Source organism: Cystobacter fuscus (assembly GCF_044360685.1).
GTDB classification, from domain to species: domain Bacteria; phylum Myxococcota; class Myxococcia; order Myxococcales; family Myxococcaceae; genus Cystobacter; species Cystobacter fuscus_C.
Window position 1 is genome coordinate 8200099 of sequence record NZ_CP043491.1, and the last position, 22802, is coordinate 8222900.

Sequence of the window (22802 nt, forward strand, 5' to 3'; positions counted from 1 at the left end):
TGGGGCACACGCCGGCCCAGAGGCCTTCCCAGGGGAAGGCAGCAGGGGCGTGGGCGTCTTTGGCACCGTGACGGCTCGAGGCTCAACACCACGCGTGCTGGGGTGGCCCCTGCGCTGCGGCCAGCGGCAGCAGGCCGCGTGGGCAGTGACAGGTGCTCCAGAATGGGGCGTACTGCGTTGGGTGCCGTCAGGTACGCCAACACTCGGCGCCTGCCTCCACACCCGTCACAGGTGAAGACATCCAAGGCGAACGTTCTGCGCAGCAGCTTCGCGAGAGTCCACTCCCGGCATCCGCTTCTTCTTCGGCTCCTTCCTGACCGCTGCCTGGGGTGCCACGCTCGCACCCTCCTCACCTGCTTGAGGGACCAGAAATGGCCGCAGTTCGTTCGCGTGAAGGTGCGTGTTGGCATGCAGGGAGAAGCCCTCCAGGAAGGCGCACCGGGGCTGCTTACTGGGAGGAGGCCGGGCGTCCACCTCCGTCCAGCGCAGCCGCTGTTGTAGCGAGTGCGCCTGGTACGCCCGCAGCGCGTCCTCGGGCCCTTGTGCGGGGAGGGCCCCTCGTTTGTCCAGAAGGCGCAGCACCCGGTGATGCACCACCCGCAGCAGTCGCTCCACCTCACCTTGCGTGGGCGGGGGCAACGCCTCGAAGCGCACGCCGCCCTCCCGCGGCACGAAGACGCCGTCTGGCACCAGCGAGTGGAAGTGAGGCGTCACTTGCAACGCCGAGCCGAAGAACTGGATGAACGACACGGCCCCGGCCTGCCCACGTTGGATACCCTGCCTCCGCGCTCGCCGACGCTGTAGGGCGAACACCGCGCGCAGGAAGACGGTGAGGACGTCCGAGAGCAGTCCCGCGTCCTTGAGGAGTACCCACCGCACCCGGTGCGGAAAGGACAGCGTCCACTGCCGGTAGGGCACGTGCGGCAGCACCCGCTCCACCAGGTGCTCCGCTGTGACATGCGCCCGTTTCGCATTGCAGGACGGGCACACTCCTCGTCCCTTGCACGAGAAGGCGACGAGCAGCTCGTCCTTGCAACTCTCGCAGCGTACCCGCGCGAAGCCGTGCGCCAGCACGCCGCACTCCAGGTACCGGGCGAAGTCCCGCTCCACGTACCGGGGCAGGCCGCGCCCCACCTCGCTGGCCTCGATCATCAGGACGCAAACGGCAAAAACGGCCGGAGAGGGGGACGGCATGCTCGATGGTGACGTCCTCCCCCTGCACAATGACCCGCTCGACGAGCAGGCGGACGAGTCGGAGTATAGGAAGGATGGAAGGCCTGTTGAGGGGTGGCGAGCTGGAACGCCGGGGCCGAGCCGCTGCATCCAGAGCTTCTTGGGCTCCCAGCCCGAGAAGGACTGCTCGAAGCCCGTCCGGCCCACGCGGCGCAGCGGAGAGGGACCCGTGGCCCCTACCATCGCATAGGGAGAGGAGGAGGCCTGGGAAGGAGTGGGGCCCGTCGACCTGCCCTGGAGGTGTATACCTCAAGAAGCTGTGGAAGCAGGGCTGGGAGCTTCCCAGCCTTGCCCCGCAGGCCGCGTAGCGGCGAGGTCGCCGCGAGGCGGCCTAGGAGCTTGTCGGAGAATCCCACCGTAGAGGGTGGGCCGGAGGGGTGATGCCCCAGGTGGTCCTTCAGAGGGGAGGCGAGTTCTGGTTGAAGGTGGAGGGTGAGCACCCCGTCGACGAAGAAGCCGGAGCAGGCCGCGCTGTTGGAAGTAGCCACCAAGGAGAAGCCGAGGCGGGAGGAGACGAAGAGCTCCGCCCGGTTCAGCTCGCCGAGGCCGTTCCGGGAGTGGCAACCGGAGCAGGGGCAGTTGCTGCCGCAGTATGCGCGGGAGGTGCTGGGAGAAGGACACCTGGCGAGCTTCTTCGTCGAGCTGCGCAAGGCGCTCGACTTCAGCCCCATCCTGAGTGCGTACACGAAGGAGTGCGGCCAGCCGGCCTACCACCCGGTGATGATGGCGCTGCTGCTCATGTACGCGTACGCACGAGGCATTACGAGCAGCCGGGAGATTGAGAGGCGGTGCGAGACGGACATCGCCTTCCGCTATCTGACGGGAGGAGGGAGGCCCGACCATGACACGGTCTGCGCCTTCCGGGTGAGGCACCTGGAAGCCTTCCGCGCGCTCTTCGTGGACACGCTGAGACTGGCGCGCGGCTCGGGGCTCAAGAAGCTGGGGCATGTGTCGGTGGACGGCACGAAGGTGAAAGCCAATGCCAGCAAGCACAAGGCCATGAGCTACGGACGCATGGAGGAGGCCATGAAGAAGCTGGACGAGCAGATTGACAGGCTATTGGAGCAGGCCGCGGCACTGGATGCCGAGGAGGACAAGCGCTACGGCAAGGGCAGGCGCGGGGACGAGCTGCCCGAGGAGCTGAAGAATCCAGAGAAGCGGGCCGAGCGTCTGCGGCAGGCGGCACGTCAGCTGGAGGCGGAGAAGAAGCGCGAGCTGGCGGCGCAGAAGAAGAAGCGCCGGGAGAAGATTGGCCAGGCCAAGAAGGACTTGGAGAAGGAGGCCCGGGAGAAGGCCGAGGCCCGGGGAGAAAACCCCGAGGAGGCCAGGCCTGGCGAGAAGGCGCAGCGCAATTTCACCGACCCGGACTCCAGAATCATGCCCCGGGCAGGCAGCTTCCAGCAGTCCTACAACGCGCAGGTGGCGGTGGACGCGGACAGCCAATTGATAGTGGCGCAGCAGGTGGGGCAGAGCGGCAACGATGCGCGGCAGCTCGAGCCGATGGTGGAGCAGACGCGCGACAACACGGGGCTGTTGCCCGTGCAGTTGAGCGCGGACTCGGGCTACTTGTGCCAGGAAGACATAGAGAAGGTGCAGGCCCAGGCAGTGGAGTGCTTTGTCGCCACGGGCCGCTCCAAGCACGGACAGGAGCCAGAAGCGGCACCCCGCGGACGCCCGCCCAAGGACTTGAGCTTCAAGGGGCGGATGCAGCGCAAGCTGCTGACGAAGCGAGGCCGTGCGGCCTATGCCCGACGCAAGGTGACGGCCGAGCCCGTCATCGGGCAGGTGAAGAATGGGACGCTGCCGCGCTTCTCTCTGCGGGGTCTGCACAAGGTAAGCGGAGAATTCTCCCTGGCGTGCGCAGTGCACAACCTCAAGAAGCTGTGGCGCAAGGGCAGGCAGTTGCCCGTGCTGGTGGCGCAGCCCGCCTGACGGGCGGGGCCCACGCCCGTCGAGCCGCGGAGACAGGCACCTCCTGGTGCCTGCTACGCTCGGACGTGCTCCTAGCCGATTCGCCGACAAGCTCCTAGACCCGCTCAGGGCCGGTACTTGCACTGCGTTCCGTTGGCCGAGACGTTGGCCCAAGGATAGGCGGCGCTCGAACCGCACATGCTGAGCTCGTCACTGGACGCGATGTGACCGGTCGCTTGGGCCTGATTGTAGGTGTTCCCATTGTTGTTCGCGCCGGTGCGGAACTGTGCGCGCCAGCAGGCGTCCTTGCTCCCATAACCATCGTAGTTGGTCGAGGCGGGGCAAGCGGCATTGTTATTGTATTGAGTGACCCACCACTCGAGCCCGGCGGAATCCGCGCATCGCTTGAGATCGGCCAGATACCAGCCAATCCACATGCTACGCACGGGCTCCGAGGAGGAGCACACGGCGGAAATGCTGAAGATGCTTCCGTTGCAGGAGGCGCCTCCTGCATCCTGCCACGTGCCATTGTTGCAGTAGATTGCGACCGTGCCGCTGCGCGCCGGGCTGGATGGACCCATGACGACGAGGGTGCCATCGCTCGTCGCGGTAACATTGGCTGTGCAGGAGTAGGTCCCCGCAGTATTCGTATTGGAGTTCCAGGCCGATTGCGGCTGGGTCCACGTCAGTGTGCCGCCTGGGCAAGATAGGGCTGCCGCGTGAACCTCTCGATCCGGCGCTTTCCCGGCGTCACGTACCACTTCGAGCGGAGCGTCGGCAGTTGACGAAGAGGCCTTGAACACGACCTTTGCTTCCGCTGTCTCCGAAGCCTCAGGGTTGACGCCGGACTCGCCCCCGCACCCCGCCAAGAGCGACCCGAAGAAGACTGCACTCCACACACTGCGGCACACCAACGTACGAATTCGCATCGTTCTCCCTTATTGTCGGTATAATCCGACTTTCTGGACTCGACGGCTCCGGGCGCAGCCGTGCGCATCAGCCATGCGGCTTGGCCCCTTACCGTCGAATGGTATGAGCCGACACGGCCGAAAAGGATGCAGAAAAAAGTGGGCCTGATCCGCTTTTGTGGACATACCTCGTAAGTCGGCTACACGGGAGGTAGTGTCCATGGAGAGAAGAAAGAGGCGGAGCTTCAACGCGGAGTTCAAGGCCGAGGCAATCCGACTGGTGCGCGAGGGAGGCAAGAGCGTCTCCCAAGTGGCCAAGGACCTGGACCTGACGGACTCAGCCCTGCGCAACTGGATGAAGCAGGCGGAGGTGGATGCGGGCAAGGGCCCCGCGGGCGCTCTCACCACCGCCGAGCGGGAGGAGTTCGCGCGGCTACGTAAGGAGAACCGCCAGCTGACGATGGAGCGTGACTTCTTAAAAAACTCCTCTCGCTCGGTACCGCACCGCCTGTTGCGGAAGAAACTGGGGGGCGTCTGCGACGGCGCGCTCGGTTGCGAGCGGGTCCAAGAAATGGGACGCTTGCGGTCATGTCGTAGAAGGTTACTTCCCAAGTCCCGTCCTAGGGTTACGCTCACGATTCGCTGGGTGGAGCGGCCGTCTACTTTTTGTAACTGCTCGGCGTGTTCGCCTGTGCGGTGCCGGTGGACATGCGCAAGGGCTTCGACGGGCTGAGTGCCGTGGTGGAGCAGCAGTTGGGTGGGCAGCTGCTCAAGGGCGACGTCTTCCTCTTCGTCGGGAGGTGTCGCCAGCGGGCCAAGGTGCTCTACTTCGACGAGTGGGCGCTGGCTCAGCGCGCACTGCCGGGCAGCGCCCTGCGCAAGGCGCTCGAGTACATGCTGGAGCTGTGGAGCGGACTGACCGTCTTCCTCTCCAATGCCTGGGTGCCCCTGGACAACAACCTGGTGGAGCGCCAGCTGCGGGACATGGTGCTGGGCCGCAAGAACCACTATGGCTCCAAGTCGCTGCGCGGCACCGAGGTGGCGGCCCTCTTCTACTCGCTCATGGAGACGGCGCGCCTGTGCGGTGAAGACCCGGGCGCTACCTGCTGCGCGCCGCGCTCGCCGCCATCGCCAATCCCGGCACCGTCACGCTCCCTTCCAGCATCGACTGAACACGCCGTCTCGTCTTGCTCCAGGCCCGGGCGGGCTCATCCTCGCCCGTCCAGACGGGGCACGGCGAGCTGTTACCTTCCTTCGCCATACGGTTCTGTTTGGCCCACTCATCGGCTGCTTTGTTGTACATATCCGCCGCCTCGCGTGGATATGTCTGCTCGTTGCAGGTGCGCCGAACAAACAAGACGGCAACGCCTACAGCCGGGATGGGGGAATTGGGGGACGGGAGCCGGCGCAGGAGAGGGAAGCCTGGCGGCCTGATGCAGGTGGGAGGACCCAGCGCCGCCGGTGGCGCATCCGGTCAGGAGCAAGGCGAGCATCTGGTGTTTCATGTCTGGGCGCATGGACACATTCCCGGGGCTTCCCGGTGTACACGAGCCCCGAGAATTCTCCTCGCACCAGATGACTCCCTCGCTCCAGGAGTTACCGGGTTGGCTAGACTGTCCTCCTCCTCTTTGCCTGAAGGACAGTCCATGCCGACCCTCATCGCCGCCCCCACCCGTGTCACCGCCGCGGGCAACAAGCCCAAGCTCATCGACGAGTACATCGGGCGGGTGAACACGCGGCAGGCCGGGCTCAGCGTCGCCCACATGCGCAGCCCGGGCGGCTGGCTCGAGCCCGGACAGACTCCCGAGTTCCAGGAGATGACGGTGGTGCTGCGCGGCCTGCTGCGTGTGGAGCACCGCGGCGGCGCGCTCGACGTGCGCGCCGGACAGGCGGTGGTGACCGAGGCCGGAGAGTGGGTGCGCTACAGCACCCCCGAGGCCGAGGGCGCCGAGTACATCGCCATCTGCCTGCCGGCCTTCTCTCCCGACACCGTGCACCGGGACGCCTGAGCGGGCCCGGCCTCAGGGCGACGCGGACACGGAGCGGGTGGCCTGCTCGCCCCGGCGCAGGGGCCAGAGCAGCGCCACGAAGGCCACCGAGAGGACCGTGCCCAACAGGAAGACCTGGGCGTAGCTCCACCCGAACCGGGTCGCGAGCAGGCCCGCGAGCGGCCCCCCGGGGGACTTGCCCAGCACCTCCACGCTCGCCAGCAGCGTGTAGTGCGTCGCGCCAATGCGCCTGTCCACCCGCGACATCATGAACGCGAAGACGGCCGTGGTGAGCACGCCTCCGAAGAAGTGCTCCGCCACGGTGACGGCGATGACTCCTTGCGCCGAGGGAGGATGCAGCGCCAGCCACCACTCGCCCCCGAGCGGGATGACGCGCAGGCACGAGGCGAGCGCCAGCGCGCCCAGCAGCGGCATCCGGGCCGCCAACCAGCCCCCCGCCGCCGAGCCGAGCAACGACGCCACCATGCCCCACGTACCCACCCACTGGCCGATCTGCGCGGCCGAGAAGCCCATGTCCACGAGGAAGGGCTTGAAGAGCACGTCCACCAGGGTCTCGCCCAGCTTGTAGGTGGCGATGAAGAGCAACACCCAGCCCGTGCCCGGAAGGCGCCACGCGGCGGCGAGCCGCTCGCGCACCTCGCTCCACGACACGCGTTCTCCTCCACCCACCCCTTCGGCGCGCCGGGGCTCACGCGTCAGGGCCACCACTGCGAACACGCCCAGGGACAAGGCGGACATCACCAGGAAGATGCCCCGCCAGCCGAGCGAGCCGCTCATCCACACGAGCAGCCCTCCTCCAGTGAGCATCCCCAACTTGTAGCCCACCACCTGGGCCGAGTTGCCCCACCCCAGCTCATGGGGCTCCAGCAGATCCACCGCGAACCCGTCCACGGCGATGTCCTGCGTGGCCGCGAACAGGTTCATCAGGAAGACGAGCCCCAGCAGGGCCTTGAGCGCATCGGGCACCGGCACGAAGGCCGCCAGGGCGCACGTCGCCGCGAGCCCCAGTTGCATGGGCAATATCCACGACTTGCGCCGCCCCACGCGCTCCGAGCCATACCGGTCCACCAGCGGCGCCCACAGGGCCTTGCCCATCCACGGCAGCGACAGCAGGCCCAGGCTGCCGATGACCAGCAGCGACACGCCCTGCGTGCGCAGGTACACCGGCAGCGCGGTGGTCTGGAAACCGAAGGGCAGCCCCTGCACGAAGTACAGCGCGCTGAGCAGGGACACCTTGCGAACTCGGGACGAAGTAGGCGTCACGCCCCGGACGCTAGCGGAGAATTCAGTGCGCGCCGAACGTCTTCACCATCTTCGTGTAGACGCCCATGATGAGCAGGGGCCCCACCCACATGCCGGTGAAGCGGGCCGCCCGCTCGTGCCCCATCAGCTCCGCCCCCAGCGAGAAGGCCATCGAGCACAGGCTGGTGAAAAGAAAGACATCCGAGGGAATCTTCGCCGCCTGTTGCTCCAGGAGCCGGGTGAGGGAGTTCTCCGTGTGCTCGGCCCGCATGACCGCCGCCGCCCGGTATTCCTTCATCGACCGTTGACTCGCCGGATTCGTGTCCTGCCTCATCCCGCCTCCCCCATGTGACGGAGCCGGCGTGGCTCCGTGCGCCCTCGGCGCTGCGTACCATATTAAGTCCTCCACCCAGGAGGGCGAGGGGCGGAGGGGCGGGGCATGCAAGCGAGCGAGCAGGTACATGAGGGGTTGCTATTCGCGGCGGACGGAGCGGGTCCCCTGCTGCAGCGTGACTACTGGGGACTCATCGACCGGTGCGCGAGTTCGCCCAGGGAAGTGATGGAGTGGGTGGCCTTGCACTTCGGGGAGTTCGCCCCCAAGGAGTTGTGTGTCTTCGAGCGGACGGGAGACCCCGACGGGCCCCTGAAGCTGGGGGAGGAGTTGGAGGTGCGCATCCGGGGCGCGGGCCGGTGCCACGTGCGCGTCATCCACCAGGATCGCCAGAGCTTCACCCTGGGCACCCTGCCCGGCCACCCCGAGGCGGGACGCATCACGTTTGGCGCCTACCGGAATGAGCGGGGCGACGTCATCTTCCACATTCGAAGCCGGGCACGCTCCGGCTCGCCCATCATCTACCTGGGGTTCTACACCGGCGGCGAGGCCATGCAGACGAACACCTGGACGGACTTCGTGAACAACGTCGCCCTCACCGTGGGTGAGGGAATCATCGGCTTCATCCACGCGGACACGACCGTGATGGAAAAGGAGCACGAGGATGCGGACGACGTCCAGGGCCCCACCTATCTCGCACGGGGAGACGAGACATGACGAACGTCGAGTGGCGCTTGATGTCGGGTTGGTCGGACAAGGAGGTGATGGAGCGGCTCGCGCGCGCGTCCACCCTGCCCCTCAACTTCGAGGTGCAAGAGAAGGACATGACGCCCGACAACGGCTGGAGCCAGGTGGAATCCCAGGCCATCATCGGCTGTGATCCTCCGGGCCCGCCCCAGGAGGGAGACGCGTTCCACAAGCTCAAGGAGGCCGTGGCGCGCATGGGCTTCTCCGACCCGCGCATCGTGCACGGACACTTCAGCGACACCATGCCGCTGCTGGGCCGCCCGATGATGCTCGAGCTGCGACCCCTGGTGGGCCTGCGCTACCTGTGCCCGGTGCGCGTGCGCGCCGTGCGCTCCGAGGTGGATGACGAGCGCACCGTCTATGGCTTCAGCATCGACACGCTGCAGGGGCACGTCGAGGCGGGGCGCGAGTGGTTCCTGCTGAGCAAGGATCACCGCACGGGCGAGCTGCGCTTCCACATCCGCGCCGCGTGGCGCGAAGGGCAGTTCCCCAACTGGTGGAGCTACGTGGGCTTCGAGTTGATGGGCCGCCGCTACCAGCGCGCCTGGCACCACCTGGCCCACATGCGCTTGAGGGAGCTGCTGCGCGGCGGCCACCTGGAACAACATCCGGGCGCCCAGGCCCTGCAGGAGGCGAATCTCCGGGTGGGACGGCTGCCGGTACAGTTCGCCTCGCAGCGGGGCCTCAGCCGCCGCCTGCTGGGAGTGGAGCACGAAGTGGAGCGGGCCCAACGGGGCAACGGGTGGAACACCCTGGGCCTCGGAGTGCTCGCCGGCATGCGCAGCTTCAGCGCCCCGGCCCTGCTCGGCTTCCACTTCTCCCGCGAGCCCCAGGCCGCGCCCTCGGGAAGTCTGGGGCTGCTCGCCTCGCCCCTCGTGTCGCGCGCCCTCGCGGTGCTGACGGCGGGCGAGGTCGCCGCCGACAAGACGCCGTGGATTCCCGCGCGCATCTCCCCGCCCGCGCTGGTGGGCCGGGCCCTCTCGGGCGCGCTGGTCGGAGCCGCCCTGGCACCCCGCCGCCAGCTCACCCCGGTCCACGCGGTGCTGGGCGCGGCGGCGGCGGTGGCCTCGTCCTTCACCTTCTACGCACTGCGTCGGTTCATGACGCGCCGTCTGGGTGTGCCCAACGTGGTGGCGGGGCTCGCGGAAGACGCCGTGGCCGCCGCGCTCGGGGGCAAGCTGTTCGCCGCACTGCGGTGAAAGCTGGCATCGGGACCCGTGATCCTCCCCCTGCTGGGTCTCGGGGGGGGGTGGTGGCTCGAGTCACACCCTGGTGACAAAAGTCATCAGGGAACAAGTGGGAAACATGGTATATCCGGAAACCGCCCCGAGGAGATTCGGGCCCTTGCCCCTTGGGGAGGACTGGCACGGCCATTGCTTAATACCCTTCCGAAGGCCGAGGGGAACACGGCTGGTGTCCGTGCCCGACTGCCACCTCTGAATCCGTCGCTCTCCCCACTCCTGCTTCGAGGTCGTGATCATGCCCAACCAGGTCCGGTATCCCCCCGCTCCTCCCGGCGCCTACCCCGCGCATCGGCCCTATGCCCATGAGCCCGACGACTATCCCGGCTATCCCGCCGGCCGCGCCGGGCCCGCGCAGCGGCCCTATGCCCCCCAGGAGCCCGACGACTATCCCGGCTATCCCCCCAATCATTGGGCGAATGCGCCCCGGCCCCCGCCCATGCACCCGGCGGCCCAGGACGACTTCCGTGCCAGACAGCCCGCCGCCGCGGCCGCTCCCAAGCGCCCGGAGGTGACCCACACCAGCAACTCGCCGGAAGAAGCCAAGGCGAAGATCAAGGCGGGCGTGGATGGGCTGCGTCACTTCGAGCCCCACGCCGGCAAGCTCTTCCACTCCACCTCCTCGAAGTCGTGGGAGGGACTGGGCAAGGCGGGGGGCCTGGTTCCCGCCACGATGCTCAAGAACTACAACATCAAGCGCGCGGCGGGACAGGGCGACACCATCATCCCCAAGGAGAAGCCGGCCGTCTATTTCGGCCAGGGCTCCGAGGGCCTGGGGACCGCCATGTCGTTCTTCGATCTGTACAAGACCTCGGTCGCCATGAGCCCGCACCTGTACAGCAACCAGCAGCTGAACGACAAGATTGCCAAGACCCGCTACATCGTCAGGAACTGGGATATCGGCGACAGGAACTTCCAGTCGCATGACTACATCGCGAAGCTGTCCCTGGAGCAGGCCCGGAACCACCTGCGGCAGCTGGAAACGGAGAAGGAGCTGCGTGAGTCGATGCCCCACCGGCCGAGGAACGCCCAGCCCTACCCGGTGATGTTCGAGTTCAATGCGGACAACGGCCGTGAAGTGATAACGCCGGAGAAGGTGACGGGGACGGGCCGCAAGAGCATGGTCGGAGAAGTGGTCGTCCCGAGACCCGTCATGTTCAGGGATCACCTCAAGCGGGTCTTCGTTTCGGTCGACAACATGGAGCACGCGCAGAAGCAGATCGACCGGATTCTCGGCCGCGGTCACTCGGTGGAGGTGGTTCCCATGGAGTCGCTGACGCAGACGCTGAACTATCGGCGGACCGAGGGACGGGATCCCAAGAAGGCGAACAAGGCAGCCGCGACGATCGAGAACCGGAACGAGTGCACCTACAACACCGAGATCCGGGAGGCCCGGATCGCGGAACTCTACGACCAGGCCGCGGTCAGCCTCCCCAGCCGGCGCTGATTCCCCAGTCCCCTTTTTCCCAGGAACATCCCAGCCATGACGACCATTCTGCGTGCAGTTCCCAAGGCGGGCGAGGACTACCCCCAGGGGATTGCCTCCGAAATCAGCATCACCGCCGACGGCCAGCTCCAGGTGAAGTGCGACGACGACGAGACCTACGAGTGGATGACCACCCTGCTGGCCGAGAGCCTCTTCGTCGAGGGCCTGGGCTTTCCCAGCCTCAAGCGCGGCCCGGATGGCAAGCTCCTCAAGGACCCCGCCATCCGCAGGTACAAGCTCGAGGGCTACGTGGACCTGGCCCAGCCTCCCCAGCAGGTGTTGCAGGCCATCCGCGACGGCCTCGAGGCCTCCGACCGCTTCGAGCTGTCCTGGGTGAACTGAGCCCGCCGGCGGCTCGAGTCACCACCCTGGTGACTGCTGTCACCATGGAAGAAGCGGAAATCGGGACACCGCACGAGCCCTTCCCAGGAAATCCGGTCCCTTGCTTCTCGGGGGGAGGCTGGCACGGTCATTGCTCAGTACCCCACCGAAGGCCGAGGGGAACACGGCTGGTGTCCGTGAGCCCGACTGCCACCTCTGAATCCGTAGCGCTCCCCACTCCTGCTTCGAGGTCGTGATCATGCCCAACCAGGTCCGGTTCCCTCCGCCGCCTCCCGGCGCCTATCCCGCCCCCGCGCATCGGCCCCATGCCCAGGAGCCCAACGACTATCCTGGCGCGCTTCCCCCCAATCATTGGGCGAATGCGCCCCAGCCCGCGCACTACCCGCCCCCCCCGGCACCCATGCCCCCGCCCCGGGACAACTTCCAGGGCAGACACGGCCACCCGCCCGGCGCGGCGGCTCCCAAGCGCCCCGAGGTGATCCACACCAACAACTCGCCGGAAGAGCGCAAGGCGAAGATCGACGCGGGCGTGCAGCAGTTGCGCAACTACACCTCCCACGGCGGCAAGCTCTTCCACTCCACCTCCTCGAAGGCATGGGAGGGGCTGGGGAAGACAGGGGGCCTGGTTCCGCCCACGATGCTCAGGAACTACGGCATCAAGCGCGTGACGGGCGAGGGCGACGTGAACGTCCCGGGAGAGAAGAGTTCCGTCTACTTCGGCCAGGGCTCCCTGGGGCTGGGCAGGGCCCTGGGCTACTTCGAGCTGAACCAGAAGTCGACCAACTTCAGCCCGCACCTGTACGGCGGCAAAGAGCTCCATGATGAGCTGAGCAAGACTCGCCACATCGTCAAGAACTGGAACCTGCCACGAGGGGAAAGCTTCCGTATCAGCAACCTCACCGTGGACCTGAAGCAGGCCCAGAGCCGTCTGCGCCAACTGGAGACGGAGAAGGAACTGCGTGATGCGCTGCCCCACCGGGCGAGGAACACCCAGCCCTATCCGATGATGTTCGATCTCGTGATGGGGGATAGGGGCGAGAAGAAGGTGAATCTGGATCATCGCTTCAACGATGGGTCCGGAGAAGTGATGGTCGACCGGCCGGTCATGTTCAAGGATCACCTCAAGCGGGTCTTCGTTCCGGTCAACAACATGGAGCATGCGAAAAAGCAACTCAACCAGATGCTCGGCCGCGGTCACTCGGTGGAGGTGATTCCCATGGAGTCGCTGATGCAGACCCTGCGCTACCAGCGGGACGAGGGGCGGGATCGCGAGAAGGCGAGCAAGGCGGCCACGTCGCTCCAGAACAAGGAACTGACGTTCAAGGGAATCACGCAAGCGGAATCCGCGATCTCGGGTCTTTACAACGAGGCCGCGGCCACCCTGCCCCTCAAGGGCTACTACTGAGTCCCCAGCCCCCTTTTTCCCAGGAACATCCCAGCCATGACGACCATTCTGCGTGCAGTTCCCAAGGCGGGCGAGGACTACCCCCAGGGGATTGCCTCCGAAATCAGCATCACCGCCGACGGCCAGCTCCAGGTGAAGTGCGACGACGACGAGACCTACGAGTGGATGACCACCCTGCTGGCCGAGAGCCTCTTCGTCGAGGGCCACGGCTTTCCCAGCCTCAAGCGCGGCCCGGATGGCAAGCTCGTCAAGGACCCCGCCATCCGCAGGTACAAGCTCGAGGGCTACGTGGACCTGGCCCAGCCTCCCCAGCAGGTGTTGCAGGCCATCCGCGACGGCCTCGAGGCCTCCGACCGCTTCGAGCTGTCCTGGGTGAACTGAGCCCGCTGGCGGCTGGAATCACCGGCCTGGTGACGGCTGTCGCCAGGCCGAGACTCCACCCCTCCGGGAAGGGATGGTACCCTCGCGCCTGATACCCCGCTGACGACGGGGCCCTCCTGTTTCGAGGTCATGACCATGCCGCCCCCCACCCGGTTCCCCCCGATTCCCGGCGTCAGGTACGTCCCCGCTCGCGAGGTGAGGCCCCAGCCCCTCGAGTCCTCGATTCCCGGCGTCAGGTACGTCCCCGCTCGCGAGGTGAGTCCCCAGTCGCCCACCTCCCCGTCGCCCCACGTCTCCCCGTCGCCCCACGTCTCCCCGTCGCCCCACGACAACTTCCAGCAGGGACCGCTCCACGCCCACTCCGCGCCTCCCGTCCTGGTGGCCCCCAAGAGCACCGCGGCAACCCATACCAGCAACTCGCAACAGGTCCGCGGCGCGAAGATCGACATGGGCGTAGAGCAGTTGAGCGGCTTCACTCCCCACGACGGCAAGCTCTTCCACTCCACCTCCTCGAAGGCGTGGGAGGGGCTGGGGAAGGCAGGGGGTCTGGTTCCAGCCACGATGCTCAAGGACTACGACATCGAGCGCGTGACGGGCGAGGGCGACATCTTCGTCCCCAAGGAGAAGGGGGGAATCCACTGCGGCCAGGGGGACCTGGGACTGGGCAGGGCCATGGCGTACTTCGAGCTGACCCAGGACTCGTCCCATTTCAGCCCGCACCTCCACACCAACCAACAGCTTCACGCGGAGATCAAACAGGCTCGCCACATCATCAGGAACTGGGACATCAAGGGAGGCTTCTACCATCAGGACAACAGCAGATCGACCCTGGGCCTGGAGCAGGTGAGAAACCGTCTGCGGCAACTGGAGACGGAGAAGTCCCTGCGTGACACGATGCCCCAGCGTCCGAGGAACACCGAGCCCTACCCGATGATGTTCGAGTTCGGCACGAGCAACGGCGACAGGATGTTGCGGATGGAGCGGATCTCTCCCCGAATTGGAGAAGTGGCCGTCAAGGAACCGGTCAAATTCGAGGAGAACCTCCATCGGGTCTTCGTTCCGGTCGACAACCTCGAACATGCGCGGGGGCAACTGCACCGGATGCTCGGCCCTCGTCATTCGGTGGACGTGATTCCCTACGAGTCCCTGCAGCAGACGCTGCATGAGCAGCGGAACGAGGAGCGGGATCCCGACAAGGCGTACAGAGCCAGGGCGGCGCTCCACAACAAAGCCGGCACGTACAAGGCGATCTCCCGGAGTGAGGCCGAGATCGGGGAGCTTTACGACGAGGCCGCGGCCACGCTTCCCCTCAGGACTCCGAACTACTGATTTCCCCCTGCTCCGAGTAGCATCGGGTCATGACCCCCATTCTCCGCGCGATCCCCAAAGCGGGTGAGGACTACCCGGAAGGGCCTCCCATCGAAATCAGCATCAGTACCGATGGTCAGCTCCAGGTGAAGTGCGACGACGACGAAACCTACGAGTGGATGACCAACCTGCTGGCCGAGAGCCTCTTCGTCGAGGGCCACGGCTTTCCCAAGCTCAAGCGCGGCGCGGATGGCAAGCTCGTCAAGGACCCCGCCATCCGCAGGTACAAGCTCGAGGGCTATGTGGACCTGGCCCAGCCCCCCCAGCAGGTGCTCCAGGCCATCTGGGACGGCCTCGAGGCCTCCGCTCGCTTCGAGCTGTCCTGGGTGAGGTAGGGGAAGAGCAGCCCAGGCGCGACCGTCACATCCAGCCCGCGTCCACTCCATCACCACGAGCAGGTGCGGGGCTCCGGGGGGAGCCCCACCCCTGGCGCACGGGAGCGGATCGCACATGTCCTTGAAGCGATATGGAGTCTTGAAGGGAATGGCCGTGGGACGCCGCCTTGGAGCGGGTCCCAGCCCAGGCCCGCCGACCGGATGGGTCCATCGCCTTCTGAGTCCGGGGGGCGCGCCATGAGAGTCAAGCAACGAGCGGGTCCCCTCTCCGTCCACGCCACCGCGGGCACGCACGTGGTGCTGCTCGGCATCAACCTGCGGGAACAGAACCGCGCGGGGCTCCTGGGCTTCGCCATCGAGCGGACCGACCACACGGAGAACGAGCGCTACTGGCTGCGAGGCTTCCGGACCTTCGCGGACACCGAGCCCCACCTGACGGCGGGGACCTCCGTCTCCCTGCGCGAGCACCCGCTGCAAGGCTTCCTGTGGAGCGACTTCACGGCCAAACCGGACCACCGCTACACCTACCGGATCGTCGCCCTGCGGGGCCGTCCCAAGCGCCTGGAGGAGAGCCAGGAAGTCGAAGTCCAGGTGACCACGGAGACCGAGCACGACGGCACGCACTCGGTGTACTTCAACCGGGGGATCGCGGGCTCCCAGGCATACGCGAGGCGCTTCGGCAACCGGCATCCCGACGACATCCCGGACGGCCAGGCCTACACTTGGCTCTCCCGGGGGCTCAGTGAGGCGTTGCTGCACTTCATCGCCCAGGCGAAGGACTCGAGCTGGGGCCTCCGGGCCTCCGTCTACGAATTCACCGCCGCCCCCATCCTCCAGGCCTTCGCCCAGGCGAGCGCCCAGGGCGCCGATGTCCGCATCGTCTTCGACGCCAAGCGCAACCAGCGGCCCGGAGCGGACGGCGAACCGCATGGAGATCCGCGCGATCGCAACCTGGCGGCCATCGCCGCGGCGCACCTCCAGGCGCTCACCGTCCCGAGGGAGAGCAACACCCATTCCATCTCCCACAACAAATTCATCGTCCTGCTCCACCGCGGCGAGCCGGTAGCCGTCCTCACCGGCTCCACCAATCTCACCCCGGGAGGCCTCTACGGCCATTCCAACGTGGCGCACGTGGTGCGCGACCCGGCGGTGGCCACCACCTTCCTGCGCTACTGGGAGCAGCTCGCGGACGATCCCGAGGCGCGCTCGCTGCGCCAGTGGACGGAGCAGGCCACGCCCGTGCCGCGCGTCCCGCCTCCGCGCGGCTGCGCGCCCTTGTTCAGCCCGCGTGCGTCGCTCAAGGCCCTGGAGTGGTACCGGGACCGGATGCGCGAGGCCCGGAGCGGCGTCTTCCTCACCGCGGCCTTCGGCGTCAACGATCTCCTGGAGCAAGTGCTCGCCGAGGACGTGGACTTCCCGCGCTACGTCCTCCTGGACCGGGAGGATGACCACATGGAGCTGCTCCGGCGCGATCGGGACAACCGCATCGCCGTGGGCTCCGTGCTCCAGGGGGACGCCCTGGAGCGCTGGGTGCGCGAGCGCACGGTGCCGGGACTCAACGGACACGTGAAGTACATCCACACCAAGTACCTGCTCATCGATCCGCTCGGTCCAGCCCCCCTGGTCATCACCGGCTCGGCGAACTTCAGTGATGCCTCGACGCGCGACAATGACGAAAACATGCTCGTCATCCGCGGCGACACCCGCGTGGCCGACATCTACCTCGGCGAGTTCATGCGACTCTTCAATCACTTCTACTTCCGCTCCTCCGTGGCGAACCGGCCCTCGCCCGGGCGGAACCTCTCGCCCGATGATTCCTGGACCCGGGCCTACTATTCCCCCGGCTCGTTCAAGAGCCGGGAGCGTCTGCTCTTCGCGGGGGAAACTCGAGGCACGCGCGGCGCTGCCCGATTCCCAGCTCCAGGAGCATGAAGCCAGGCCAGGAACACCCTGGCCGTAATGTTATACGAGCAACGACAGGCCAGCTGTGTCGCCCTGTCCTGAACTCTGTTCCAGTCTCATTTCATGAGAGGAACCAAGGGAGCAGGCCTCCACTCCGTCCTCACCGTGTCCGTGGCGATGATGTTATTGACGCGCCGGCAACAACCCTCTCCCGGACGGTGTCCATGAAGAACAAACTCATCGGTTCGTTGGTGCTGGCGTGTAGTTGGCTCGGTCCCATCGCCTGCGCTGGTGACACGCCCCCGCCCGCCGCCCAGGGTGGCGACGCCCCGTCGGCGCCGCAGGCCCCGGCTCCAAGCAACCCCGCCACCGGCGCCGCCGCCAGTTGCAGCATCACCCAGGATCGCGTGCGAATCACCGAGGTCGATGTCGGCGCGACGGTGGTGAGCAACGAGGACGAGGTGGCGCTCAAGCCGCTCGTCATCTCCCCCATTCCGTCCGGAGGTTCGCGTCTGGCCTGGATGGGCAATGACGGCAAGGTGCACATCACCCAGCTCGATGCGAGCGATCGCACGGTGGGAACGTCCTTCGGTCTGCCGGCGAATGATTTCGCCGACCTGTATGCCGACAACACCGGAGGCACGCTGTTGTTGACACGCAATGCCAGGGGTGGAGGCACGCTCAACTGCGGCGCACCGACCAACCTCTGTGGCACCCCGCCCAGCCCGGCCGTGCCCTGCTACGACATGTACATGGTGCGCTTCGACGGCACCACCGAGACGTGGGCCACCGTGCTGACGAGCTCCAGCGAGACCCTGCCGCCCTACTCCACCGGGCCCACGGGCCCCAGCGTCTACATGATCTGGTGGTATGCCCACCACGGGCGCATCGCGTTCGACGGCACGCGCTACGCGGGGTACTTCGGCGCCGCGATCAGCGTCTCGCAGAATGGCTGCATCAACATCCACCAGGGCGACCGGATGAAGGTCGTCGGCACCGACGGAAAGCTCCAGTCCGGCGGCTTCGATTGGGGTTGCAGCCACAGCGGTTATGAGCGGCTCATCTGGGATGCCACGGCGCGCAAGTTCGTCTCCATCTGCAAGACCGACAACAACAACCGGATCGCCTTCGCCCCCACCTACAAGACCATCCAGCCCGTCGACCTCGCCTACTCGAACCTGGGCAACATGGTGACCGCCACGGGCGGGGGTTACTGGCTCACCACGAGCAACATCCGGTCCGGCCAGACGCCCAATGCCAACGGGCTCGCGGACGTGCACCTGCTGCACTTCGTGGATGGCGCCCCGGACAAGGACCTCGTCCTGGCGAGCGACGCGGGGCTCAACAACCGCGCTCCCCACCTGGCCGCCTATGGCCAGAACCAGCTCCTGGCCGCCTGGGAGACCTCGACGCGGACGGGAGACCTGATCCGGAGCGACACCAGCCGCAAGCTCTACGTCCAGGCGCTGGATCGCGCGACCGGTGCCGCGAACGGCTCGGCGCTGCAGGTCGATGTGAAGGGCAATCGCTATCAGGACTTCGTGGCCTTCCCGGACGGCAGCGTGGCCTTCGCCGCGCCGGGTAGCAGCGCGACCAGGATCAAGATCCTCCGCGTCCTGCCCTGCGCGGGGTGAGAGGAAGGCAGGAGGGGTGCCGTCGAGCCGGCCGGCACCCCTTCGCCGCCGCGCGGTTTCTGGCCAACGGTAATGCACGAAAAAACGTCCTTAAGAATCACGTAACAATTCCGTCACAGGCTGGTCGTCCATGTGGACCCGCCTCCGCCGTCCCCCGTTCCGCGGCACGCCGCGTGGACCGACCCCTCCTTCCGTACTCCGAGCCGTAGCCGCCGCGCTCGGGCTCCTCCTGGGTGGTTGTGGTACCCAGGATGACACGCCCCCCGAGGACACGCCGCCGGACTCCACGCCGACGGGAGACCCCAACGTACTCGTGGGCACCTTCCAGGTCATGCTGGTACCGCCCGTCGCCGCCTCGAATGGCCAGACCGAGACGCCGGGGTACACCACGGTGGTGGGCAAGATCTACGACGGCCCTTCCCCCTCCCAGATCATCTGGCAACAGGCCGCCCAGGGAGGGGACTGCAAGCTGACGACCCCGCGCGTCCCCTTCTGCGGCACGCCCTGCGGTGGCAGCGCCGTCTGTGTCGACGATGACAAGTGTCAGGCCTATCCCACCGCGCGCGCCGTGGGCACCATCCAGGTCAAGGGGCTGCGCACGGCCTCGGGGGCCACCGGGTTCTCGATGAGCCCCATCGCCAACAACTATCAACCCCCGGGCAGTGTCTCGCTGCCCTACCCCGCCTTCTCGGAGGGGGACGAGATCGTCCTCACCGCGGCGGGCGCGTACTACCCGGCGTTCACGCTCGAGGGGCGTGGCATCACCCCGCTCCAACTGCTCGATGGCACGCTCACGCTGCAACGTGGCCAACCCCTGACCTTGCACTGGACGCCCGCGGGCCAGGCGGATGTCTCCACCATCCACGTCAAGCTGGACATCAGCCACCACGGTGGAACCAAGGGGATGATCGAGTGTGACACCGCGGACACCGGCTCGCTCCAACTGCCGGCCGGGCTCGTCACGCAACTGCTCGATCTCGGGGTGGCGGGCTACCCCACCATCATCGTGACGCGACGGTCGGTGGGCTCGGTGACGATCGCCCCCGGCCGGGTGGATCTGCTCGTCTCCTCCGAGGTCGAGCGCGCGGTCGTCGTCCCCGGCATCACCTCGTGCAGCGGCAACTCGGATTGTCCCTCCGGCAAGACCTGCCAGCCGGACCTCACCTGTGGCTGAGAAGACCATGACCCCTCGCTCCCCCTTGATTCCCCTGTGCTGCGCGCTGGCCCTGTCGAGCGCGGGCTGTTCCTCCAACGCCCACGACCCCGGAACGGGCAGCTCCTCCGATGAGTTGGACTCGGGCACCGTCGATACCGGTGACCCTGGCGACACGGAGCACTTCAGCTTCTTCGTGACGAGCCTCAAGGCGATGCAGGAACTGTCTGGCAATCCCAGCGGCTTCGGCGGCGACCTGCGCTATGGCGAGACGGGTCCGGGGGCTGGCCTGCGAGGCGCCGACAAGCTCTGCGCCACCATCGCCGAGCGCAGCATGCCGGGCGCGGGAAAGAAGCCCTGGCGCGCCTTCCTCAGTGCCTCGGCGGGCGAGGACGGCCAGCCCGTCAACGCCATTGATCGCATCGGGGAGGGCCCCTGGTAGGACCGGCTCGGACGGCTGCTGGCGGCGAACAAGGCGGACCTGGCGAACACGCGGCCCCTGGGCGGCAACGCCATCATCCAGAACGACTTCCCCAACGAGGACGGCATCCCCAACCACCAGCCGGACCCGAGCCAGCCCGCCGTGGACAACCACGACATCCTCACGGGCTCGAGCGCCACGGGCATGTTCTACAGCGCCACTTCCACCTGCAAGGACTGGACGGCGGCGACGGGAGACAAGGCGACCGAGGGCCGGCCGCGCGTGGGCCACTCCTGGCCTCGCTCGGGCGCGGGGGGTGGCGGCGGAGGAGGCTTTCCCTCCCGAGGAGATGGCGGCACGTTCCCGACCGATGGAGGCCGTCCCCCGCGTGGCGACGGCGGCACCTTCCCCTCCGGCGATGGCGGCATGCCTCCGCCGGGCGGGCGGGATGGCGGCTTCCCACCGGGAGGCGGCGATGGCGGCACGGGCGGCGGGATGGGTGACATGAACAACTGGATGTCCTCGCTGGACGAGTCGGGCTGCGCGCCGGGCGTCAATCTGGTGGAGATGGGCGGGCCCATCGAGAGCTCCAACACGGTGGGCTCGGGCGGTGGCTACGGCGGCATCTATTGCTTCTCCCTGGTCCCATGAAGGCAGACATCCCCGGAGGACGAATGTTGAAGACTCACACCGCGAAGTGCCCATGGGGCGTGGCGCTCCTGGGCGGTCTGCTCCTGGCCGCGTGCGGCAATAGCAACAGCCCGTCCACGCCCACCATCGAGTGGACGTGCCAGGCCCCCAGCACCTCCGAGGCTCCCGAGTTCCTCGAACAGGTGGGTTGCGAGACGGACTTCCAGGCGCTCGCCTCGGAGCCCATCGACTCGACCCTGCCCGGGGCGCGCTCGGTCAAGGTGGTGCTGGATACGGCGGACGACAACGCGCTCTACTTCCAGAACAGCACCCGGTACCAAATCCACTACCAGTTCGCCTCGACGCACCTGTCCGGCAATGGGCTGCCCATCGTCCCCGCGCTCGCGTCGTTCAATGCCTCCGAGTACTACAGCCCCGAGCGCCGCTTCATCCTGGGCACGGTGACGTACTACGAGGGCCCCAAGCTGTGGGCGCTCGAGCTGTCGCCCTATGACACCGCCTCGGCGGCGATGATCACCACGCTGTTCCAGAAGGTGAAGGGCTCGGCCTTCTTCGGCTCGAAGCTGGTCTTCCACCCGACCTCGGCCGCGGTGGAGGTGGAGGCCAGGCGGCTGCCGTCGGACATCCCCATCAAGAGCACGGACGACATCTACGCCGCCATCGATTATCAGCCGCTGACGCTCGCCTCGGGCATCGGCCGGCTGCGCTTCGTCAAGGCGGCGGACCTGGAGGACGAGTATCTGTCCTACCAGGACCTCGCCGTGCTCGACGAGGCACCCAATGACATCTCCGTCGTTCAGGGCCTCATCACCCAGGAGTTCCAGACGCCGCTGTCCCATGTGAACGTGCTGTCCGCCAACCGCCACACGCCCAACATGGGCCTGCGCGGAGCCATGACGAACGCCACGCTGCGCGCGCTCGAGGGCAAGCTGGTGCGGCTCACCGTGGGCTCCACCGCGTGGTCGGTGCACGAGGTGAGCGAGGCCGAGGCCCAGGCCTTCTGGGATGCGCACAAGCCCGCGCCCGTGACGCTGCCCGCGTTGGACCTGACGGTGAAGGAACTGGTGGACATCGAGGACGTGACGCCCGAGACGGGCTCGCTGCGCGACGACCTCAAGAAGTCGGTCCAGGCCTTCGGGGGCAAGGCGGCGCACTACTCCATCCTGGCCAGGACGCCGTCCGTCCCCCTGCTCAAGGCCTTCGCCATCCCCGTCTATTTCTATGATCAGTTCATGCGGCAGAACGGCTTCTATGAGCAGATCGACGCCATGGTGGCGGATCCGAGCTTCGCCACGGATCCCGCCGTGCGCGACGCGAAGCTCAACGCCCTGCGCACGGCGATGAAGAAGGCGCCGCTCGACGCGGACTTCCAGGCACGGCTCAAGGAGAAGCTGGACCAGGACTATCCGGGACAGTCCATGCGCTTTCGCACGAGCACCAACAGCGAGGACCTGGATGGGTTTCCGTGCGCGGGCTGCTACGACTCGCACACGGGAGACCCCGCCGAGGGCTGGGAGGACGTGCTGAGCGCCATCCGCAAGACATACGCGAGCGCCTGGGCGCTGCGCACCTTCGAGGAGCGCACCTACTACGGCATCGACCACAAGTCCGTGGGCATGGCGCTGCTGGTGCACCACAACTTCCCCGACGAGGAGGCCAACGGCGTCGCGGTGACGAGCAACCCGTTCGACGCCACGGGTCTGGATCCGGCCTTCTACGTGAACGTGCAATACGGAGGGGACGCGGAGGTGGTGTCCCCCCCCGCGGGAGTGACGAGTGACCAGTTCCTCTCCTTCTTCAGCCAGCCCAACCAACCGGTGACGTACTTCGCGCACTCGAACCTCGTCCCGAGTGGAAGCACGGTGCTGACGGCCACGCAGGTGCACCAACTGGGCGTGGCGCTGGATGCCATCCACAAGCGCTTCTCTCCGGCGTATGGGCCGGCGGCGGGCAACACGGGCTGGTACGCCATGGACGTGGAGTTCAAGTTCGACGACGACGCGAACCCCGGCCAGCCCCCCACGCTGTACATCAAGCAGGCCCGCCCCTACCCCGGACGCGGGCAGTAGGAGGCAGGCGCAGGGCGTGCCAGTGGGGGTGGA

At 67.1% G+C, this 22802-nt stretch carries 21 protein-coding genes and 1 pseudogene; 18 read left to right on the forward strand and 4 right to left on the reverse strand.

Translation table 11 applies throughout. The annotated features are described in order from the left end of the window. Window positions 1–225: 225 nt before the first annotated feature. Window positions 226–1152: a transposase zinc-binding domain-containing protein gene (locus F0U63_RS33430; protein ID WP_395836252.1), complete on the reverse strand. Its 927-nt coding sequence runs from the start codon at window positions 1150–1152 to the stop codon at window positions 226–228. A 513-nt stretch (window positions 1153–1665) separates the two neighbouring features. On the opposite strand from F0U63_RS33430, the gene F0U63_RS33435 reads away from it, so the two are divergent. Beyond that, window positions 1666–3165: an IS1182 family transposase gene (locus tag F0U63_RS33435; RefSeq protein WP_395833953.1), complete on the forward strand. Its 1500-nt coding sequence runs from the start codon at window positions 1666–1668 to the stop codon at window positions 3163–3165. 104 nt (window positions 3166–3269) lie between these two features. Here the strand turns inward: F0U63_RS33435 and F0U63_RS33440 are convergent, their stop codons facing one another. After that, complete coding sequence (locus tag F0U63_RS33440) at window positions 3270–3947, reverse strand: hypothetical protein (protein WP_395836254.1); 678 nt, start codon at window positions 3945–3947, stop codon at window positions 3270–3272. Between the two features lie 325 nt (window positions 3948–4272). On the opposite strand from F0U63_RS33440, the pseudogene F0U63_RS33445 reads away from it, so the two are divergent. From F0U63_RS33445 to F0U63_RS33455, 3 genes and pseudogenes are all read left to right on the forward strand, one after another. Continuing rightward, a pseudogene (locus F0U63_RS33445) lies at window positions 4273–4539 on the forward strand (transposase); the annotation flags it as partial. Between the two features lie 194 nt (window positions 4540–4733). Further along, window positions 4734–5486: a transposase gene (locus F0U63_RS33450; RefSeq protein ID WP_395836257.1), complete on the forward strand. Its 753-nt coding sequence runs from the start codon at window positions 4734–4736 to the stop codon at window positions 5484–5486. Window positions 5487–5698: 212 nt separating this feature from the next. Further along, window positions 5699–6061, forward strand: a complete 363-nt coding sequence (locus tag F0U63_RS33455; RefSeq protein WP_395836260.1) for a cupin domain-containing protein — start codon at window positions 5699–5701, stop codon at window positions 6059–6061. A 12-nt stretch (window positions 6062–6073) separates the two neighbouring features. Here the strand turns inward: F0U63_RS33455 and F0U63_RS33460 are convergent, their stop codons facing one another. Further along, window positions 6074–7294: an MFS transporter gene (locus F0U63_RS33460; protein WP_395836262.1), complete on the reverse strand. Its 1221-nt coding sequence runs from the start codon at window positions 7292–7294 to the stop codon at window positions 6074–6076. Window positions 7295–7346: 52 nt separating this feature from the next. Then, window positions 7347–7637 (reverse strand): hypothetical protein, encoded by a 291-nt coding sequence (locus tag F0U63_RS33465; protein ID WP_395836265.1) that lies wholly within the window; start codon window positions 7635–7637, stop codon window positions 7347–7349. A gap of 105 nt (window positions 7638–7742) precedes the next feature. Here F0U63_RS33465 and F0U63_RS33470 point away from each other — a divergent pair, with 105 nt between their 5' ends. The 14 genes from F0U63_RS33470 to F0U63_RS33535 all read left to right on the forward strand — a co-directional run bounded on the left by F0U63_RS33470 (window position 7743) and on the right by F0U63_RS33535 (window position 22769). After that, window positions 7743–8351 carry a DUF1990 family protein gene (locus tag F0U63_RS33470; protein ID WP_395836268.1) on the forward strand — a complete coding sequence of 203 codons (609 nt, stop codon included), beginning with the start codon at window positions 7743–7745 and terminating at the stop codon, window positions 8349–8351. Next, window positions 8348–9580 carry a DUF1990 family protein gene (locus F0U63_RS33475; RefSeq protein ID WP_395836271.1) on the forward strand — a complete coding sequence of 411 codons (1233 nt, stop codon included), beginning with the start codon at window positions 8348–8350 and terminating at the stop codon, window positions 9578–9580. Before F0U63_RS33470 ends, F0U63_RS33475 begins: the two co-directional genes overlap by 4 nt. A 280-nt stretch (window positions 9581–9860) precedes the next feature. Continuing rightward, window positions 9861–11069, forward strand: a complete 1209-nt coding sequence (locus F0U63_RS33480; RefSeq protein WP_395836273.1) for a hypothetical protein — start codon at window positions 9861–9863, stop codon at window positions 11067–11069. A gap of 36 nt (window positions 11070–11105) precedes the next feature. After that, window positions 11106–11450, forward strand: a complete 345-nt coding sequence (locus tag F0U63_RS33485; RefSeq protein WP_395836276.1) for a hypothetical protein — start codon at window positions 11106–11108, stop codon at window positions 11448–11450. 238 nt (window positions 11451–11688) lie between these two features. After that, window positions 11689–12855 (forward strand): hypothetical protein, encoded by a 1167-nt coding sequence (locus tag F0U63_RS33490; protein WP_395836278.1) that lies wholly within the window; start codon window positions 11689–11691, stop codon window positions 12853–12855. A 36-nt stretch (window positions 12856–12891) separates the two neighbouring features. Further along, window positions 12892–13236, forward strand: coding sequence for a hypothetical protein (locus tag F0U63_RS33495; protein ID WP_395836280.1), 345 nt, complete (start codon window positions 12892–12894; stop codon window positions 13234–13236). 129 nt (window positions 13237–13365) lie between these two features. After that, window positions 13366–14565 carry a hypothetical protein gene (locus F0U63_RS33500; RefSeq protein ID WP_395836282.1) on the forward strand — a complete coding sequence of 400 codons (1200 nt, stop codon included), beginning with the start codon at window positions 13366–13368 and terminating at the stop codon, window positions 14563–14565. Window positions 14566–14594: 29 nt separating this feature from the next. Beyond that, window positions 14595–14939 (forward strand): hypothetical protein, encoded by a 345-nt coding sequence (locus F0U63_RS33505; protein ID WP_395836284.1) that lies wholly within the window; start codon window positions 14595–14597, stop codon window positions 14937–14939. 237 nt (window positions 14940–15176) lie between these two features. After that, complete coding sequence (locus F0U63_RS33510) at window positions 15177–16871, forward strand: phospholipase D-like domain-containing protein (RefSeq protein ID WP_395836286.1); 1695 nt, start codon at window positions 15177–15179, stop codon at window positions 16869–16871. A gap of 194 nt (window positions 16872–17065) precedes the next feature. Next, window positions 17066–18475, forward strand: a complete 1410-nt coding sequence (locus F0U63_RS33515) for a hypothetical protein (protein ID WP_395836288.1) — start codon at window positions 17066–17068, stop codon at window positions 18473–18475. Window positions 18476–18605: 130 nt separating this feature from the next. After that, window positions 18606–19649: a hypothetical protein gene (locus tag F0U63_RS33520; RefSeq protein WP_395836291.1), complete on the forward strand. Its 1044-nt coding sequence runs from the start codon at window positions 18606–18608 to the stop codon at window positions 19647–19649. 7 nt (window positions 19650–19656) lie between these two features. Next, a complete protein-coding gene (locus F0U63_RS33525) occupies window positions 19657–20070 on the forward strand; it encodes a hypothetical protein (protein WP_395836294.1) in 414 nt (137 codons plus the stop codon). Window positions 20071–20211: 141 nt separating this feature from the next. Next, window positions 20212–20700 carry a hypothetical protein gene (locus F0U63_RS33530; RefSeq protein WP_395836296.1) on the forward strand — a complete coding sequence of 163 codons (489 nt, stop codon included), beginning with the start codon at window positions 20212–20214 and terminating at the stop codon, window positions 20698–20700. Between the two features lie 23 nt (window positions 20701–20723). Then, on the forward strand, window positions 20724–22769 hold the full coding sequence (locus F0U63_RS33535) for a PEP/pyruvate-binding domain-containing protein (RefSeq protein ID WP_395836299.1): 2046 nt from the start codon (window positions 20724–20726) through the stop codon (window positions 22767–22769). The last annotated feature ends 33 nt before the right edge of the window (window positions 22770–22802 follow it).